Origin of the sequence: Rhizobium sp. NZLR8 (assembly GCF_019685025.1) — a bacterium.
Lineage (GTDB): Bacteria > Pseudomonadota > Alphaproteobacteria > Rhizobiales > Rhizobiaceae > Rhizobium.
Genome location: NZ_JABDVY010000006.1, coordinates 235,921 through 253,721, shown reverse-complemented (window position 1 = coordinate 253,721; position 17,801 = coordinate 235,921). Strand labels below are relative to the sequence as shown.

Sequence of the window (17,801 nt, the reverse complement as noted above, 5' to 3'; positions counted from 1 at the left end):
GGCATGTCGGAGCCAAGTGCGTCGAACACGAAGAGCCTCGAGACCAGCCCGGGCTTGATGCCCGCGCTTTCGACCGGCGGCCTGCCGGCCGTGGTGACGGTCGTTCTTCCGCCGGAGAAAGCCGGCGAGGTCGGCGACCTCGCAGAGCGGTACAGGCTGGCAACGGTCGAGCCGCATCATTTGATTACCTTCGGCCAGGAAGCCATCGGCGGCTTCGGCGCCAAGCTCGATGCCATCCTTTCCCAGATCACCAATGCGCAGTCGCCGGTGCTGTTCGAATTGTTCCGGACGATCCGGGACGGCATCAATGACGCCGATCTCAAAGGGCTCGAAGCAAGCATCCGCGAGAAGCTGAAGGGCAATTTCCTCGAACGCCTGTTGACGGCCGTCGGTCTCGGCGACCCCGCCAAGCGCCTCAAATCGGTGACCGACGAGGTTCGCGGCATGCTGCAGAGCAAGGCCAAATCCCTCGGAGATCTGGTCAGGCCGATGGAGGCTGAGATCGAGGAGGAGAGCAGCAAGCTCATTCTCGAAGTGTCGCGCATGAGCACGCTGGCCGAGGGATATCGCGATACGATCGTGTCTCTCGGCGTTTTCGTTGAGGCCGGAAGACGCATCCTTGCCGATGCCGGCCGCGAGCTCGACCGGTTGATGGAAGAGGCGGCTTCCGGCGATCCGCTCAAGGTGCAGGAAGCCCGCGACTTCTCGCAGAAGCGCGATATCTTCCAGAACCGGGTCCTCGTTCTCGAAACCGCCTATGCCAAGGCGCCGGCCGACCTCGACTCGATCGGCATTGCCCGGGGTGCAGCGCTTGCCACCCTTGCAGATACCGTCACCTCGGCCAATGCGGAATTCAACGACATCAAATCGATGCTGATCCGCCTGCACGCGCTCTTCCAAATGCAGTCGATCCAGCAGATGAACACGATGCGACGTGAACTGCGTGCGTCGCTGCAGCAATATGGATCCGAGGTGCTGGAGGATGTTTCGGTCAATTCGGTCAGGGCGGCCGGCGAGACCCGGCTTGCCGATGCCGATCTGGTGCTCGGCACCGCGCAGCGGCTGCGCAATATCGCCGACAAGGTGGTCGCCGAAGGCGAGCGAAACAAAGAACGTTATGCCGCCGCCCGCGCCAAACTCGAACAAGCCCGGCAAATCGTGACCGATCGTCCGATCTGAGACTTCAGGAGAAAGATAGCGCATGGCAACCTTCAAGCTCAACAAGGGGCAATCATTCCAGATCCAGAAGGAGATCCAGCTCGTCCATTCGGGACTTGTTTGGGATCCGCCCGAAGGTTCGGGGCCGGCCTTTGATCTCGACGTGCATTGTTTTGCGCTGGTCCATCCCGGTGGCGATGCGAACCGCGCGCGGCTCTACAATGAAGGCTCGCATGCACTCTGCTATGCCTTCGTGCGCAGTTCCAGCAATCCGGAAGGGTCTTTGAGCAAGAATGCCGACGGTTCCTTCCAGACGGATGACGGCTCGATGTGGCACGAACGCGACGACCGGACCGGGCGTGGCGGCCTGATCAAAGGGTCGGAACCCGATGAGGACGGCGACGATGACGATCATGGCGGCGGCCACCATGACGAGGGTTTCCGCGAGGAGTTCAAGATCGTGCTGGCGAAGCTGCCGGACGAGGTTTCCGAGCTTGCCGTCTGGGCGACGATCCATGATGCGGAGCGCAAGAAACAGGATTTCGGCAAGGTCAGGAACGCCTATATCGAAGTTTGTGACGCGATGGATGACGAGCTTTGCCGCTACCAGCTCACCGCCGAATTTGCCGGCAAGACGACGATACAGGTGGCTTCCTTCCTGAAGCAGCCGGACGGATCCTGGCGATTCCATGCCGTCGGTGCAGGGTCGAATGCCGGGCTTGGCGACGTCATCCAGGCTTATTTCAACTGAACGGGGGCCTCGTTTGATGAGCGGCAAGGCAGATGGACCGCCGGGAAAGGAGCCGGGCCGGTTGCCCAAGGTGCTTTTTCCAAAAAGCGCCTCGCCTGACGTTGCCCAACCTCCCGGACAATCCACCCAGCCGAAAGTCCTATTCGGTTCGCCGCAACCGCCGATGCTCAAGGGCGACAAGCCGCGTGTTCTCGGCGCCGGGGAAATTCGCCGGCGCATTCCCTGCAGCGTGGAGGCGTTCCTGAAGATCGATCCCGGCGCTGCCGCATCGGTCGCGACGGCAGCGTTGCGCATCGTCGACGGCACCAATCTCGACGATCATTATTTCGACGACGTCGTGCGCTTCGGCGCCCGCCTTCAGACAGAGCATGGCAGGCTTGCCGAAAGCGAACTCGCGCTTGCCGACAGCGAAGCCTTGGCGATGGGAAGGCGTCTTGGCGCCGAACTGCTCCAGCGTCTCGGCGATCTGGATCCAGACCGTGTGTTTGCCGTTCGCGGCGGCGTCTTGAAGGCAATCAAGGCGCTGGCGGCTCCGCGCGATCCCGACAGCCTCTTTCTGCAGCTTTATCCCGACGTGCAGGCCCTGGCGAAGGAGCTCGATGCGCTTGCGCCCGAAATCGTTGCGGTCGCAAAACGGCTTCGCGCCATCGGCAAGGCCTATGCGGCGCTCGGCCGTGATCTCGCCGCACACATCCTGGCGGCGCGCTTCCTGGTCGATCATATCGGCGGAGTTCAGTTTTCCGATCGCGAACGGCAGGCGCATTACACCTCGCAAGCCGACGCGATCGAGACGAGGATTGCCAGCCTGTCGGCGACGAAGGCCACGATCGAGATGAGCACGCATACCGTTGCCGGGCTCGCGCGGCACGTGGACGCGCTCGGACACGCTGGCGATGGCCTGTTGCACGAGGACCTGCCTGCCTGGCATGCAGCCTATTCCGCGGCGCTGACGGCGGCCCGAAGCGCGCAACCGCCAGCGCAGGCTGGCATCAGATCACTGCTTCGCGACATTCACGCGCGCATTCTTGGAAAACTCAGATCGGAGGGATGATAATGACGACATTCAAACTGCACAAGCCCGAGGAAGAAGTTCGACGCGTCGGCTTCGTCCTTCAGAAACAAGGCATTCACGAGCGCATTCCCGCCCAGGTCGGCATCAACATCGATGTCTCGGGCTCGATGACCGACCTTTTCAAATCTGGTGTGGTCCAGGCGGCGCTCGAGCGTATTCTTCCCGTCGCTCTTTATTTCGATGACGACGGGCGTATCGATACTTGGGTGTTTTCCAATCAGGAGAGGATGGCATCGATCGCACCGGCCACCGCCAAAAATTACGAGGGTTACGTCGAGCGTGAAATCATCGGCAACGATGCGCTGAAAGCCGTACTTTGGGGTGGCACGGATTACGGACCGGTCATCCGCTCGAACCTGATGACGTACGGTTTGATGGAAGAGGAGGCGGCTGGCGGCTTGCTCGGCATGATCTTCGGCATGAGCCGCGATACATTCGGCGAGGAGACACGGTCGGGCATTCCGGCGATCAATTACTTCCTCACCGATGGCGAGAATGCCGACAGAGATGCAGCCTGGGCCCTGCTGCAGAAGGCCGAGCATGCCGAATCGCAGATCTACTATGTCATGGTCGGTGTCGGTGACGAGCGTTTCGACTTCTTGCGCAGCGCGGCCGAGCAATTTCCGAATGTCGGCTTCGTCAGCGTCAAGGATCTTGGGGAGTTCGTCGGCAGCGACGACGCCTATGAGAAACTGCTACCGGCGGAGCTCTGCACCTGGCTCAAGCACGAGCATGACGACGAGGACGACGATCACCATTGATGGTTGCTGCTCAACGCTCGGCGGGCTGATAGCGCGCCGGCGCCGCACCGTCAGGCGGTCGCCTTCGCGGGGATGAGCGGGAGCTTGGCGGCGGCGGCGTAGGCGCGGACGGCGTCGCCGAAAGCGGCAAACAGCTTGTTCGAAGGCCTGTCGGTTTCGGCCCAGTATTCCGGATGCCATTGCACGCCAACGGCAAAGGCCTTGGCGTCGATGACGGAAACGGCCTCCACCGTGCCGTCCTCGGCGCTTGCCTCCACCTGCAGCCGCGGTGCGGTTCTGGCGATTGCCTGTCGGTGCAACGAATTCACGCGGACCTCGCCCGGGCCGAGAATGCCTGCGATGCAGGAGCCTTCCTTGACGTAGACGCTCTGGCGAATGGCGTACATGCCGTCGCGGTCGACGCCTTCCGGCCGGCGGTGGTCTGAGATGCCCGGCTGCTCCTGGATCTCGCTTGCCAGCGAGCCGCCGAGCGCGACATTAAGCTCCTGGATGCCACGGCAGATGGCGAGCAGCGGAATGGCGCGGTCGATGGCGCGGCGGATGAGCGGCAGGCTGGTGGCGTCGCGGGCGAGGTCGAAGGGACCGTCCCTATCGCTGGCATCGGCACCGTAGAGCGAAGGATGCACGTTGCTGGCCGAGCCGGAAACCAAGAGGCCATCGACACGGTCGAGGATCGCGTCGGTATCGTAGCCCTCCTCGAAGGCGGGGATGATGAAGGCCATAACGCCGGCCGCAGTCAATGCGGCACTGAGGTACTGATGTTGTACGGCGTGCCAGGTCGCGCCGTCGAAGCTGCGGATATCTGCAGGAATAGCAACGATTGGTTTCGTCATATCAGCCCCGATAAAATCTTTCTGCACATCGTTTTGCCGCCAGAACGGCGGTCAAGTCAACGCTTGGCTGTGTCAGGTGACCAAAATGCGGCGGAAGCGCTGCCGCGGCTCCGGGTTCGCTGCTAAGCCGCTGATTTTGATGGATGCGTGCCCGTTGTCCTATTGCCGTCTTGATGCCAAAGGCTAACAGACTAACGCTTGAATCGCGGCTCTCGCCATGCTTAGCTTCCCCTCGCTGCGGATAGGGGTGAAGATTGCCCGCGCAGTGCCATCTATACGGGAGGTTTTTGATGGATCGTCGTTCGTTTTTCAAGAAGGCGGGAACCGCCGGTGCCGGCGCGGTGGCCGCAACGGCATTGGCCGCGCCTGCGATCGCGCAGGAGAATCCGAAGATTGCGTGGCGCATGACGTCGTCGTTTCCGAAGAGCTTGGATACGATCTATGGCGGCGCCGAGGATATCGCCAAACATGTCGCCGCGGCGACAGACGGCAATTTCACGATCCAGCCTTTTGCTGCCGGTGAAATCGTGCCCGGCCTGCAGGCCGTCGATGCGGTTGCCGCCGGTACGGTCGAGGCTGCCCATACGACCTCCTATTATTTCGTCGGCAAGGACCCGACCTATGCCATCGGAACGGCCATTCCGTTTGGCCTGAACAGCCGCCTGACCAATGCCTGGTATTACGAGGGCAACGGCAATAAGCTGATGAATGAATTTTATGCCACACAGGGTATGTATGCGCTGCCGGCCGGCAATACCGGTGCGCAAATGGGCGGCTGGTTCCGCAAGGAAATCAATACGCTAGATGATCTCAAGGGCGTCAAGATGCGCATCGCCGGCCTTGCCGGCCGCGTCATGGAGAAGGTCGGCGTCATCCCGCAGCAAATTGCCGGCGGCGACATCTATCCGGCGCTGGAAAAAGGCACGATCGATGCGGCGGAATTCGTCGGTCCCTATGACGATCTGAAGCTCGGCTTCCACAAGGTGGCGAAGTATTATTATTATCCCGGCTGGTGGGAAGGCGGCCCGACGGTGCATGGATTCTTCAATCTCGAAAAATGGAGCAATCTGCCGAAGCATTATCAGGCGGCGCTGACCGATGCCTGCGCTTTCGCCAACACCAACATGCTGGCGAAATACGACACGAAGAACCCGACCGCGCTGAAGCAGCTCGTTGCCGAAGGCGCGACGCTGCGCCCGTTCAGCCAGGAAATCATGGAAGCCTGCTTTCAGGCGGCAATTGGCATCTACAGCGAAATCTCGGGCACCAACCAGTATTTCAAGAAGATCTACGACGACCAGACCGCCTTCAAACGCGACGCCTATCTCTGGATGCAGCTTTCGGAATACACTTTCGATACGTTCATGATGATCCAGCAGCGGGCCGGAAAGCTCTGAGAGCTTCCATCGGCGCATTACACGAACGCATACCAAAACCCCGGATCACGCTTGGTCCGGGGTTTTGTTTTGGCTCTGTTACTTGGTGGGGTTATTTGGCGGGTAGAGGCGGTGCTTGCGGCAGGCCGAGTGGCGGCAGGGTCAGGCCGGGGATCTGCGGCGAGCCATTGCCGCCGCCCAGCGGCGGCAGGCCGAGCTGGCCGCCGAAGCCCGGGACTTCGATCTTGATCGAGTTCGGGTCGACCTTCGGACCGTGATCCAGCCAATAGGTTACCGATTGCGGCCAGAAGATCACGATCGCCACCAGGATCAGCTGCATGCCGACCCAGGGAAGGGCGCCGATATAGATATCGGAGGTCTTGACGTCCTTGCCGGCGATCGAGCGCAGGTAGAAGAGCGCGAAGCCGAACGGCGGATGCATGAAGCTCGTCTGCATGTTGACGCAGATCAGCACGCCGAACCAGATCAGATCGATGCCGAGACTGGAGGCGACGGGGGCGAGCATCGGGATGACGATGAAGGCGATCTCGAAGAAATCGAGGAAGAAGGCGAGCACGAAGATGAAGATGTTGACGAAGATCAGAAAACCGACCGGGCCGCCGGGAATGCCCGACAGCATATGCTCGATCCAGCGCGAGCCGTCCATGCCCTGAAACACCAGGCTGAAACAGGTGGAGCCGATCAGGATCATCACCACCATGGATGTGATGTGCGTGGTCGACGCCATCGCCTCGCGGATCAGCGGCCAGGTGAGGCGGCGATGCAAGGCGGCGAGCGCCATGGCGCCGACGGCGCCAAGCGCGCCTGCTTCCGTCGGTGTCGCAAGGCCCATGAAGATCGTGCCGAGCACCAGGAAGATCAGCACGATCGAGGGCACCATGCCCATCAGCACCTTGATGAGCAGTGCCCAGTTGAAATCGCCGCGCACCTCTTTCGGCAGCGGCGGCATCGATTTCGGCCGGATGATCGACATCACCAGGATGAAGAGCACGAAGATCGTCACCTGCAGGATCGAAGGGCCGATCGCGCCCAGATACATATCGCCGACCGACCTGCCGAGCTGATCGGCAAGAACGACGAGCACGAGCGAGGGCGGGATGACCTGGGTGATCGTGCCCGAGGCGGCGATGACGCCGGTGGCAAGGCGTGGGTTGTAGCCGTAGCGCAGCATGATCGGCAGCGAGATCACCCCCATGGTGATGACGGAGGCGGCCACCGTGCCGGTGATTGCGCCGAGCACCGCGCCAACGAGGATGACGGCATAGGCGAGGCCGCCGGGTATGCCACCGAAGAGTTTGCCAGTGCCTTCGAGCAGGTCTTCGGCCAGCCCGCAGCGCTCCAGCACCGCACCCATGAAAGTGAAGAAGGGGATGGCGAGCAGGAGGTCGTTGGAAAGGATGCCGAAGAAGCGCAGCGGCAGCGCCTGCAGAAAGACTTCGCCAAAATGGCCGGTGACGATGCCGATGATGCCGAACAACAGGCCGACGGCGGCAAGCGAAAAAGCGACCGGGAAGCCGTAGAGCATGAAGATGACCATGCCCAGGAACATCGCCGGCGGGATGATACCGAAATCAAACAAATGTGTTTCTCCCAGCCCGCGTTACTGCAGCGGCTTTTCGTAGGTCATGTCGATGCTGATATGGCCGGTAATGGCTGCGATCCGCTTGATCAGTTCGGAAACGCCCTGAAGGGAAAGCAGCGCGAAACCGGCGACGAGCACCAGCTTGACGGGCCAGCGGATCAGCCCGCCGGCATTGCCCGAGATTTCTCCCTGTTGGTAAGAAAGCGCAAAGAAGGGCCAGCAGACCCAGGTGAGGAAGACGCAGACGGGGATGAGGAAGAGGATCAGGCCGACGATGTCGATCCAGATCTTCGCCTTGTCGGAAACCGAACCATAGATCAGATCGACGCGGACATGCTCGTTGTTGCGCAGCGCATGCGAGGCGCCGAGCATGACGACGAAGGCGAAGAGATACCATTGAATCTCAAGCCAGCCGTTCGAACTGTAGTTGAAGGCATAACGGACGATGGCGTTTCCGGCGCTGATCAGACAGCAGAGCAGCACCATATATTCGGAAATTTTGCCCATGACGCGGCTGACCCGGTCGATCAGCCGACTGGCGGCCAGGAATACCGACATTCGCCTCCCCTTGTTCTTGTCCTGCCGGTTTTCCAGCAGTTTTCCCTCTTGCAATCGATGTAGACCACGGCCTTTGAAATTGGAAGGATAAATGCCTGGCGTTGGAGTATAGTCTTAGATGCGCCGGTTGGCCGATATGACCGCCGAATATTTCAACAACCCAGGCGTGGACGAATATTTCAATAATCTCGCCATAAGGCTGCAATAACGCGCGTAGGCTGTGCTGTTCATCCTGTGGTTTTAGAAAATTTGACCAAATGTTTGATTCCATTGAAATCAATTTTTAAAGGGTTGGGCTTAGAATTCCCGCGCACAGGGAAAGTGTGGATGAAGCCAGATAACCCGAACAGGGTCCCTTTAGATGTCTATCTGTCGTTTGTGAGTTCCCTGTCCGGGAACCGCATGACGCTTTTTGTTGGCGTGATCGTGCATATTGCTACGTGCCTTGCCGTGGCCGCCAAAACGCAATCCTCCGTCTATATTCCGCTGTCGGTTGCCTTTCTTCTGGTTTTCAGCGTTCGCATGGCCATCTTCCGACGGTTCGATCGTGTCGACAAGGAGAGCTTGTCGCATGCCGGAATCGAGCGCTGGGAGCGGATTCTGGTCGCCAGTGGGGCTTGCACCACCGCCCTGCTTGGCTTTGCCAGCGGCTACGCCATCTTCGTCGTGCACGATTCCTTTGCCGAACTTGCCTGCATTTCCGTCACCATGGCGACCATGGTTTCCGTCGTCGGCCGCAACTACGGCTCACGCTTCGCAGTCGATCTCCAGACGTTCTTCTGCTGCCTGCCGATGATCGTCTGCAGCCTGCTGGCTATGGATTTATATCGCGGCCTGCTGTCGATCTTCCTCATTCCCTTCTGGCTGACGACGCGAGCCATGGCGAACGGTGTGCGCGAGTTCCTTTATGAGAATGTCATCGCGCGCCGGGAAATCACCATCATCGCCGACCGCTTCGATACAGCGCTCAACAACATGCCGCATGGCCTGGTCATGGTCGATGCCGAAAACCGTATCCAGGTCGTCAATCGCAAGGCCTGCGAGCTTCTGAAGATAGGCGCGCCGGAGCGGCTGAAGGACCGCGACCTCGGCGCCGTCCTGCGTTACGGCGCGCGCTACAGTTTCATGGACGCCTCGCAGCCGGAGCTCATCCTGCGCCAGCTCACCCAGGTCGCCGAAGGCAACCTGTCGCGCACCCTCATTCATTTTCCCGAGGGCCTGTCTCTGGAATTCTCTGCCAGCCGAAGGGCTGACGGCGGCGCCGTACTGATCTTCGAGGACGTTTCGAGCCGCGTGAAGGCGGAGCAGAAGATCATGCACATGGTCCGCTTCGATGCGCTGACCGGCCTGCCGAACCGGGAATATTTCGGGCAGCTGGTGCAGGACTATCTCGCCAAACATCAAAGGAAGTCCGGGCCGCTCGGCTTCATGGTTCTCGATATCGATGAATTCAAACATGTCAACGACATGCGCGGCCATATCACCGGCGATCATCTGCTCTGCGCTATCGCCGCACGCGTCAAGCAGGCCTCCGGCAACGCCATTCTCGGCCGGCTGATGGGCGACCAGTTCATCCTGTTCTTCCCGCACGCGAAGGACCCGGCCTTGCTCGACGTCGAGATCCGCCGCGTGCACGCCGCGATCCAGGGTCATTACGAGGTCGATGAGCTGACCTTCCTCGTCTCGCTCAGCGCCGGCTACGCGATCCTCGAAAGTACCGCGTTCGCGATGGACGAATGGAGCGTCAAGGCGGATCTTGCCCTGTTCGAAAGCAAGTCGCGCTTCAAGGGCGGCATATCAGGCTTCGAGCGGGAGATGGATGGCCGCTATATCGAGCAGCAGAAGCTGAAGGCGGATCTGCGCGATGCGGTTTCGGCGCAGGCGCTGCATCTCGTCTTCCAGCCGATGTTCCGGGCCGATGGTTCGCGGATCGAATGCGCCGAGGCGTTGGCGCGCTGGGTGCATCCGGAGAAGGGCTTGATCCCGCCCGATGTCTTCATCCGGCTCGCCGAGGATATGGGCATCATCTCGGACATCACCCGCTTCGTCCTGTTCAAGGCATGCAGCGAATGCATGAACTGGCCGGACCATATTGCCGTCTCGGTCAACCTTTCGGCGCGGGACCTCAGGGATGCCGACATTCTCCAGGTCGTCGCCGATGCGCTTGCCCATTCCGGCCTCGATTCGGCGCGGCTGCATCTCGAGGTCACCGAAAGCTGCCTGATCGACGAGCCGGCGGCGGTGCGCGCCATTCTGGCGGAGCTCAGGGCCCGCGGCATCACCATCGCGATCGACGATTTCGGGACTGGCTTCTCCAGCCTCAGCTATCTCGACACGCTGCCGCTTGATATCGTCAAGATCGACCGCTCCTTCGTCCGCAACATCGTCGAGGATAACCGCCGCCACAAGCTCCTGCGCGGTACGGTCCATCTCGCCCGCGAACTGGGGCTGAAGATCGTCATCGAGGGCGTCGAGACCGAAGAGCAGCTCGCTCTGCTCAACAAGCACCGCAGCACCGATCTCGTGCAGGGCTATGTTTTCTCTCAGCCGGTGCCTTCCCAGAATATCCCGCTATTGCAGCAGGGCATCGGCCGCCGCCCCGTTCAGCGTCGGCGCAACAAGGTCGCCTGAGCGCTCTGCTACGGCCGCTTTTCCGCTGACAATCCTCCGCGCCGTTAACCTTAATACTTTATAAACGGCCCGAATTATCGGATTTTCTTGCCTAAATCTCGCCGGCATATGATTAATGATCCGTTAACGAGCGGATCGAGAAAATGTCAGAGACACTGTTCAAGCGTAGCGATTTCAGCGCGAAAATTTTGGAAGTTTTGGATCATGTCGAGTATCGCCGCGTCGAAAGCAGCGAAGACATGGAGCAGGTAGAACGCCTGCGCTACAAGGCCTACAAGGCCCACGACGCGCTGTCGCTTGCCCCGGGAGGCCTATTGGACGATGTCGATTTCGACAGCCATGCCTATATCTTCGGCCTGTATTATTATGGGGAATTGGTCAGCACCATCCGGGTTCATTATGTGACACCCGAGCACCGTATCAGTCGGTCCGGAGAGGCCTTTCCCGAGGCGATGGATGAGCTTTTGGACGCCGGGCTGACCTTGATCGACCCCGCGCGTTTCGCGGCCGATCCCGAGCTCACCGCCGATCTGCCCTGGGTTCCCTATCTGACGCTGCGGCCGACCATCGTTGCGGCAGCGTATTTCAGGGCGGACCGCGTTCTTCAGTCCGTCCGGCCCCCACATGCCGCCTTCTATAAGCGGGTTTTCTATGCCGATACCATTGTGCCGGGCCGACTGGCGGAGAGTTACGGGGTTGACGTGACGTTGATGGCGACGAATGTGATCGAGGTCGGGCGCAAGCTGTTGACGCGCTACCCCTTCTTCATCTCCAGCGCCAGCGAGCAACGCATGATGTTTTCGCGCAATCCCAACGACACATTGCCGCCGCTCACCATCATTCCGACGGCGCGCTTCGTGCCGCAAGGCGAACTCGGCACCGACCTGCCGCTCTGATTTCTTCTTCTCTCACCGGGCGAGCATCTGAGTGAGAACAATGAGGGGCGGCAACAATTATCCGCAGTCGTCGCCCCTCATGCTTTTGCCGCCTGGAAATAGCTGGTTTTGACGCCTAAAGCGCGTCGTATCAAATTTGATTCATGCGACGCGCTTTAAGCCTTTGTTTTATGCATGTCGTTGTCCCGGAACCGCTACACACTTCCCGGCGACATGCATTAGCTGCGGCGTTCTCATGCATTGCGCTTTCGCCTGTCATTGTGTAATTCCTGCAGGCAGGGACTTCCCTCGCGGGGCGGGGGAATCAGGCAGCGCAGAGGCATTTCAGGGAGACGATATTTATGGCCGAACATCATACCGGACCGGTCGAGACCGGCGCGCCGATGGATTACAAGGAACATGAAAACACCTACGACATGTTCATTGCTGCCGCGAAATACGGCTCGATGCTTCTCATCTGCCTCCTGCTTGCGATGACCGCCGGTTTCTTCGGCGGCGCCGGCCTCCTTGGCGGCCTTTTCGTCTTCATCATTCTTCTCGCCATCGGCATCTTCCTGTTCCGCTGATCGCGGCAAGGGGAGGAGGGGCTTCTCCGAAGCTTTGTGACTAAAGCGCGTCGCGATCTTTCAGATCCGCTCCACGCGCTTCAGGTCGTTATTTTTGCGCATGTCGTTATCGCAACGCGCCGTACAGTTTTGCGCGACGACATGCTTTAGGTGCTTGGCCCGCGCAGGAAAGCCTGCGGCGGTCCGGCTGACCCGGAGGAGGGGGCAGTTGGGCAATATCGTTTTCGTTGCAAGGGAAATTGCGGGCGAGGAGACGCGTGTCGCGGCCTCCGCCGAGACCGTGAAAAAAATGAAGAGTTTCGGCTTCGACGTTGTCGTCGAAGCCGGTGCCGGTGCGGCTTCGCGCATTCCGGACGGAGAGTTCGAGGCAGCTGGCGCAAGGATCGGCAGTTTTGCCGATGCTGCCTCGGCCGACGTCGTGCTGAAGGTGCGCCGCCCGAGCGAACACGAAATCGCAGGCTATAAAAGCGGCGCCGTGGTCATCGCCATCATGGATCCCTATGGCAATGACGAAGCCATCGCAGCTCTGGCAAGTGCCGGACTTTCGGCCTTCGCGATGGAGCTGATGCCGCGCATTACCCGCGCCCAGTCCATGGACGTGCTTTCATCCCAGGCCAATCTCGCCGGCTACCAGGCGGTCATCGAGGCGGCGGCGGTCTATGACCGCGCCATGCCGATGATGATGACGGCTGCCGGCACCGTGCCGGCCGCCAAGGTCTTCGTCATGGGCGCCGGCGTTGCGGGTCTTCAGGCGATTGCGACGGCGCGGCGCCTCGGCGCGGTGGTCTCAGCCACCGACGTCCGCCCGGCCGCCAAGGAGCAGGTTGCCTCGCTCGGCGCCAAGTTCATCGCTGTCGAGGACGAGGAGTTCAAGGCGGCGGAGACGGCCGGCGGCTATGCCAAGGAAATGTCCGCCGACTATCAGGCGAAGCAGGCCGCACTCGTGGCCGAACATATCGCCAAGCAGGATATCGTCATTACTACCGCGTTGATCCCGGGTCGCGCGGCGCCGCGGCTGGTTTCGCGCGCCATGCTCGCAGCAATGAAACCGGGCGCGATCGCCGTCGACCTCGCAGTCGAGCGCGGCGGCAATATCGAGGGCGTCGTTGCCGGCGAGATTGCCGATGTCGACGGCGTCAGGGTGATCGGTTTCGCCAACATGCCGGGCCGCGTTGCGGCCAGCGCCTCGGCGCTCTACGCCAAGAACCTCGTGACCTTCCTCGAGACCATGGTCAACAAGGAAAGCAGGAGCGTCGTCGTCAACCTCGACGACGAACTCGTCAAGGCGACGATGCTGACCTATGCCGGCGACGTGGTTCATCCCGCATTCGGCGGCGCGAAGAAGGGAGATCTCTGATGGCCAGTGAAGCAATGGACAGAGCGCTGGAGCAGCTCGACCAGGCGGTGACTGCCGTCGTCACGGCAGCCGCCCACGCACCGGAAGCGGCAAGTGCTGCGACCGGCGGGGCAATCGATCCGTTCGTCTTTCAGCTGGCGATCTTCGTCTTGTCGATCTTTGTCGGTTACTACGTTGTGTGGTCGGTGACGCCGGCGCTGCATACGCCGCTGATGGCCGTCACCAATGCGATCTCCTCCGTCATCGTCGTCGGCGCGCTTCTGGCGGTCGGCATCTCCACAAGCGGACTTGCGACCGGCTTCGGCTTCGTCGCCCTCGTGCTCGTCTCGGTAAACATCTTCGGCGGCTTCCTCGTGACGCAGCGGATGCTCTCGATGTACCGCAAGAAGGACCGGTGAGGATCTGATGACCAATATCGCAGCTTTCCTCTATCTCGTCTCCGGCGTTCTCTTCATCCTGGCGTTGCGCGGCTTGTCGCATCCGGCCACCAGCCGTAAGGGCAATCTCTACGGCATGATCGGCATGGCGATCGCCATCCTGACGACGCTGGTGCTGGCCACGCCGAATTTCGGCGGCTTCGTGCTGATCGTCCTTGGACTTGCCATCGGCGGCAGCGTCGGCGCCTATATCGCCCGCACCATCGCCATGACCTCGATGCCGCAGCTCGTCGCCGGCTTCCATTCGCTGGTCGGTCTGGCCGCCGTGCTGGTCGCGGCTTCGGCGCTCTATACCCCTGCCTCCTTCGGTATCGGCGAGATCGGCTACATCCACACCGAAGCGCGGGTCGAAATGGCGCTCGGCGTGGCGATCGGGGCGCTGACCTTCACCGGTTCGATCATCGCCTTCCTGAAGCTCGACGGACGCATGTCCGGCAAGCCGATCCTGTTGCCTTACCGGCATGTGATCAATGCGAGCCTGCTCGTGCTGATCGTGCTCTTCATCATCGGGCTTGCCGCCACCGAGAGCCATTTCGACTTCTGGGCCGTGGTGGCGCTGTCGCTGGCGCTCGGCGTTCTGCTGATCGTGCCGATCGGCGGCGCCGATATGCCCGTCGTCGTTTCGATGCTCAATTCCTATTCGGGGTGGGCTGCGGCTGGCATCGGCTTCACGCTGGGCAATCTGGCGCTGATCATCACCGGCGCGCTCGTCGGTTCCTCCGGGGCGATCCTCTCCTACATCATGTGCAAGGGCATGAACCGCTCCTTCGTCTCGGTCATCCTCGGCGGTTTCGGCGGTGAGATGGCATCGGGCGGGCCCGACACATCGGACAAGACGGTCAAGCTCGGCTCGGCCGAGGATGCCGCCTATCTGATGGCGAATGCATCGAAGGTCATCATCGTGCCGGGCTATGGCATGGCGGTCGCCCAGGCCCAGCATGCGCTACGAGAACTCGCCGACAATCTCAAGAAGAACGGCGTCGAGGTGAAATATGCGATCCACCCGGTCGCGGGCCGCATGCCCGGTCATATGAACGTGCTGCTTGCCGAAGCGAATGTGCCCTATGATGAAGTCTTCGAGCTCGAGGACATCAACTCGGAATTCGCCCAGGCTGACGTCGCCTACGTCATCGGCGCCAACGACGTCACCAATCCGGCGGCGCGCGACGACAAGACCTCGCCGATCTACGGCATGCCGATCCTCGACGTCGACCGGGCAAAGACCTGCCTGTTCGTCAAGCGCTCGCTCGGTTCAGGCTATGCCGGCATCGACAATACGCTGTTCTACAAGGACGGGACGATGATGCTGCTCGGTGACGCGAAGAAGATGACCGAGGATATCAACAAGGCGATCGCGCATGGATGACGCAGATACAGCCGCTCAGCTCGAACGCGGCCGCTTCGCTCAGGTTTCACCCGGCACCAACGTCATCTTCTCGACGCCGATGGCGAGGTTCAGTCCTTCCTGGGCCTGAATATTCAGTGGCTGCAGCATGAAAGCCTTGTTGGTGCCGCCGGCGATCACCTTGGCGCCGCCGCCAGCTCCGATGCTCGCATCGGCGCCGACCCCGTAATATTCGCCGGCCAGCGCGAATTGCGGCATATCCGTGCCGGTCTTTGCCAGTACCTGCCAGATCATCACGGTCTTGCCGGTCTGGCCGAGATCGATGCCGAATTTCTCGATCTTGCCTGCGTAGACCGCCTTGGCGCCGCCTGATGCCGGGGTATAGGTGCAGATGAGGTTCTTCTGCGAGGTGACGATCAGACCTTGACCGCCATCCGATCCACAGATCAAACGGCCAAGCGCGACATAATTTTCCGCGCCCGCCGGGCTTGCCCAGGCAGCGGCCGCCAGAGCCACCGCTGTGATCATCGTTTGTTTGAACATGGTCTTTCTCCTTGGGAATGACCTGTTCGAAACGGGTAGAGGTGGCGAATGTTCCTAGCTTATTCCCGCTCCAGCGTGCCACGCTGTGCCGTCAGCACCCATAACAGGCCTTCGGGCCGAAAATCGACCTGCACCGTGCCGCGGAAGGCGGAGGCGGCATGGGCCTTGATAACGGTCGTGCCGAAGCCAGAGCGCGATGGCTCTACGACCGGCGGGCCGCCGCGCTCCTCCCAACTGAAGCGGAGCAGGGCATCCGGCTTGTCTTCCTCCGCGACATCGCGCCATTCGAAGCGGACACGGCCTTGCGGGACGGATAGCGCACCGTATTTCACCGAATTGGTGGCAAGTTCATGCAGGGCAAGACCAAGGTTCTGAACGGCATCCGGCTTCAGGATGAAATCTTTTCCTGTGATTTCGATCTGTTCGCGCGATTGCGGGAAGGCCTGCAGGTGGATGTCGACCACCCGCCGCAGCGACACGCCTCCCCATTGCTCGCTGGTCAGGAGCTCGATCGAACGCACCAGCCCCTCGAGGCGGTCGGCGACGGCGGCCTGGAAGGTCTCGACGCTGTCGGCTTGTTTGGCGAGCTGGCGCATCATTGCCTGGGCTAGCGTCAAAAGGTTCTTGGTGCGGTGGACAAGCTCGTGCATAACGAAGCGCAGCCGGTCCTCGTTTTGACTGCGATCGAAGGAGGCGTTCGACAGGGCGATCGCTACCTGGTTCGCCTCGATGACGCTGGTTTCGACCGGCGAGACGATATGGCCTTCGCCCATGCGGTTCGCCATTCCGGCAATATCGCGGATGGTGGTGCGCACCTGCCGTGCGACGGCATAGGCGCCGAGCACGGCGACCAGCAGAAGGGCCACGCCGCCGATGATGAGGAAACGCCAGGTGCTGAGGATCGACGCCTGAGCGATCGGTCCCCAGATCACCGTTTTCCACGACCAGCCGGGAATCCTGGCATAACCGAGCAGCATGTGTGGCAGGATCGCCTCGTCCTGGAAGACGCCGCGTGGAGCGGTGAACGCCGGCAGGATGCGCGGATCGAAGGGCGTGCCGGGTTCGAGATTGGCCGGGCCGGTGGCGGCGACCACGTGGCCGCTTTGATCGATGACAGCGGCCGACCAGCCGGGAGCAAGGCCCTCGGTTGTCACGAGCTTGCTCAGATCCTTGGCATCCTGGGTGATGATGAGGGCTGCGACGGGATCGTTCGCCCGCGGCAAGGTGACGTTATACACCCAGTCGCCGCTGATGCGGCCGCGAAAGACGTCGGAAGCCTCGATTCGGCCGGAGGTCATGACCGACTGGAGGGCGGTGATGTTCGCTACCTCGCCGAGTGGCGTGCCGAAGGCTCGGCGCGTGTTCAGGAGTTGCTGGCCGGTGCGGTCGACGGCGATGACGAACAGCGTATTGTCTCGGAGGGCGGTTTCCGTGCGCTCGTGGAAGGCGGCAAGATTACCGTTTTCGAGCTCCGGTGAGCTCGAAAGCAGCCGCAGCGTCGTCGCCATGTCCTGAAGCTGACGGTCGATGATCCGCGAAAGGGCGAGTGCATCCTGGGCCGTCTCGCGTCTCAGCGTCGAACGCTGGTTGTCTTCCAGCTGCAGCAGAAGCAGCGTCACAAAGGCGAAGATCGGCAGGGCGATCGCCACCGCCATGGCGACGAGGTAAGTGCCGATCGAGGCTTTGGGAAAGAACAGCGCGACGATCTTCATCTGTTGCGCCACGTCTCATGCGCTGGCGAAAGACAACAGAGTTCGCGAGCGGTCAGGAAAGCAAAGATCCGCATCTCTCGCAAGCCGCCCTCAATAAGTTTCGAACACCCGATAGCAGGCTATCGAAGCAGCGCCATGTTAGGGGGAGCAAGAGCAGGTTGCAACATACTATGATATGTCATCGAGGACGACGAGCCCTGCG

At 61.0% G+C, this 17,801-nt stretch carries 16 protein-coding genes; 11 read left to right on the top strand and 5 right to left on the bottom strand.

Annotation, left to right across the window (positions count from 1 at the left end; translation table 11 throughout):
* Positions 1-3 precede the first annotated feature (3 nt).
* The 4 genes from HJB89_RS16250 to HJB89_RS16235 all read left to right on the top strand — a co-directional run bounded on the left by HJB89_RS16250 (position 4) and on the right by HJB89_RS16235 (position 3,742).
* A complete protein-coding gene (locus HJB89_RS16250; protein WP_207581818.1) occupies positions 4-1,179 on the top strand; it encodes a Toxic anion resistance protein (TelA) in 1,176 nt (391 codons plus the stop codon).
* A gap of 22 nt (positions 1,180-1,201) precedes the next feature.
* Positions 1,202-1,909 (top strand): TerD family protein, encoded by a 708-nt coding sequence (locus HJB89_RS16245; protein ID WP_207581817.1) that lies wholly within the window; start codon positions 1,202-1,204, stop codon positions 1,907-1,909.
* A 70-nt stretch (positions 1,910-1,979) separates the two neighbouring features.
* Complete coding sequence (locus HJB89_RS16240) at positions 1,980-2,960, top strand: hypothetical protein (RefSeq protein WP_246762767.1); 981 nt, start codon at positions 1,980-1,982, stop codon at positions 2,958-2,960.
* A 2-nt stretch (positions 2,961-2,962) separates the two neighbouring features.
* Positions 2,963-3,742: a VWA domain-containing protein gene (locus tag HJB89_RS16235; RefSeq protein ID WP_207581815.1), complete on the top strand. Its 780-nt coding sequence runs from the start codon at positions 2,963-2,965 to the stop codon at positions 3,740-3,742.
* Between the two features lie 50 nt (positions 3,743-3,792).
* Here HJB89_RS16235 and HJB89_RS16230 read toward each other — a convergent pair whose 3' ends face one another.
* Positions 3,793-4,575, bottom strand: a complete 783-nt coding sequence (locus tag HJB89_RS16230) for a gamma-glutamyl-gamma-aminobutyrate hydrolase family protein (RefSeq protein WP_207581814.1) — start codon at positions 4,573-4,575, stop codon at positions 3,793-3,795.
* A 290-nt stretch (positions 4,576-4,865) separates the two neighbouring features.
* Between HJB89_RS16230 and HJB89_RS16225 the strand changes: the two genes are divergently transcribed.
* Positions 4,866-5,972, top strand: coding sequence for a TRAP transporter substrate-binding protein (locus tag HJB89_RS16225; RefSeq protein WP_207581813.1), 1,107 nt, complete (start codon positions 4,866-4,868; stop codon positions 5,970-5,972).
* Positions 5,973-6,063: 91 nt separating this feature from the next.
* Here HJB89_RS16225 and HJB89_RS16220 read toward each other — a convergent pair whose 3' ends face one another.
* Both HJB89_RS16220 and HJB89_RS16215 read right to left on the bottom strand, forming a co-directional pair.
* Positions 6,064-7,551: a TRAP transporter large permease subunit gene (locus HJB89_RS16220; RefSeq protein ID WP_221150198.1), complete on the bottom strand. Its 1,488-nt coding sequence runs from the start codon at positions 7,549-7,551 to the stop codon at positions 6,064-6,066.
* A gap of 21 nt (positions 7,552-7,572) precedes the next feature.
* Positions 7,573-8,112 (bottom strand): TRAP transporter small permease subunit, encoded by a 540-nt coding sequence (locus tag HJB89_RS16215; RefSeq protein WP_207581811.1) that lies wholly within the window; start codon positions 8,110-8,112, stop codon positions 7,573-7,575.
* A gap of 327 nt (positions 8,113-8,439) precedes the next feature.
* On the opposite strand from HJB89_RS16215, the gene HJB89_RS16210 reads away from it, so the two are divergent.
* The 6 genes from HJB89_RS16210 to HJB89_RS16185 all read left to right on the top strand — a co-directional run bounded on the left by HJB89_RS16210 (position 8,440) and on the right by HJB89_RS16185 (position 15,365).
* A complete protein-coding gene (locus HJB89_RS16210; protein WP_207581810.1) occupies positions 8,440-10,743 on the top strand; it encodes a bifunctional diguanylate cyclase/phosphodiesterase in 2,304 nt (767 codons plus the stop codon).
* A gap of 143 nt (positions 10,744-10,886) precedes the next feature.
* Positions 10,887-11,639 carry an N-acyl amino acid synthase FeeM domain-containing protein gene (locus HJB89_RS16205; RefSeq protein WP_207581809.1) on the top strand — a complete coding sequence of 251 codons (753 nt, stop codon included), beginning with the start codon at positions 10,887-10,889 and terminating at the stop codon, positions 11,637-11,639.
* 341 nt (positions 11,640-11,980) lie between these two features.
* On the top strand, positions 11,981-12,205 hold the full coding sequence (locus HJB89_RS16200) for an aa3-type cytochrome c oxidase subunit IV (RefSeq protein WP_007631760.1): 225 nt from the start codon (positions 11,981-11,983) through the stop codon (positions 12,203-12,205).
* Positions 12,206-12,413: 208 nt separating this feature from the next.
* Entirely contained in the window at positions 12,414-13,562 is a 1,149-nt protein-coding gene (locus HJB89_RS16195; RefSeq protein WP_221116622.1) for a Re/Si-specific NAD(P)(+) transhydrogenase subunit alpha, read from the top strand.
* Positions 13,562-13,960 carry a proton-translocating transhydrogenase family protein gene (locus HJB89_RS16190; protein WP_007631757.1) on the top strand — a complete coding sequence of 133 codons (399 nt, stop codon included), beginning with the start codon at positions 13,562-13,564 and terminating at the stop codon, positions 13,958-13,960. The genes HJB89_RS16195 and HJB89_RS16190 overlap by 1 nt, the downstream gene beginning before the upstream one ends.
* 7 nt (positions 13,961-13,967) lie before the next feature.
* Complete coding sequence (locus HJB89_RS16185; protein ID WP_207581807.1) at positions 13,968-15,365, top strand: NAD(P)(+) transhydrogenase (Re/Si-specific) subunit beta; 1,398 nt, start codon at positions 13,968-13,970, stop codon at positions 15,363-15,365.
* A gap of 39 nt (positions 15,366-15,404) precedes the next feature.
* Here the strand turns inward: HJB89_RS16185 and HJB89_RS16180 are convergent, their stop codons facing one another.
* Complete coding sequence (locus HJB89_RS16180) at positions 15,405-15,887, bottom strand: DUF992 domain-containing protein (RefSeq protein ID WP_221150197.1); 483 nt, start codon at positions 15,885-15,887, stop codon at positions 15,405-15,407.
* A gap of 59 nt (positions 15,888-15,946) precedes the next feature.
* Positions 15,947-17,599 carry a sensor histidine kinase gene (locus HJB89_RS16175; RefSeq protein ID WP_207581805.1) on the bottom strand — a complete coding sequence of 551 codons (1,653 nt, stop codon included), beginning with the start codon at positions 17,597-17,599 and terminating at the stop codon, positions 15,947-15,949.
* Positions 17,600-17,801 lie beyond the last annotated feature (202 nt).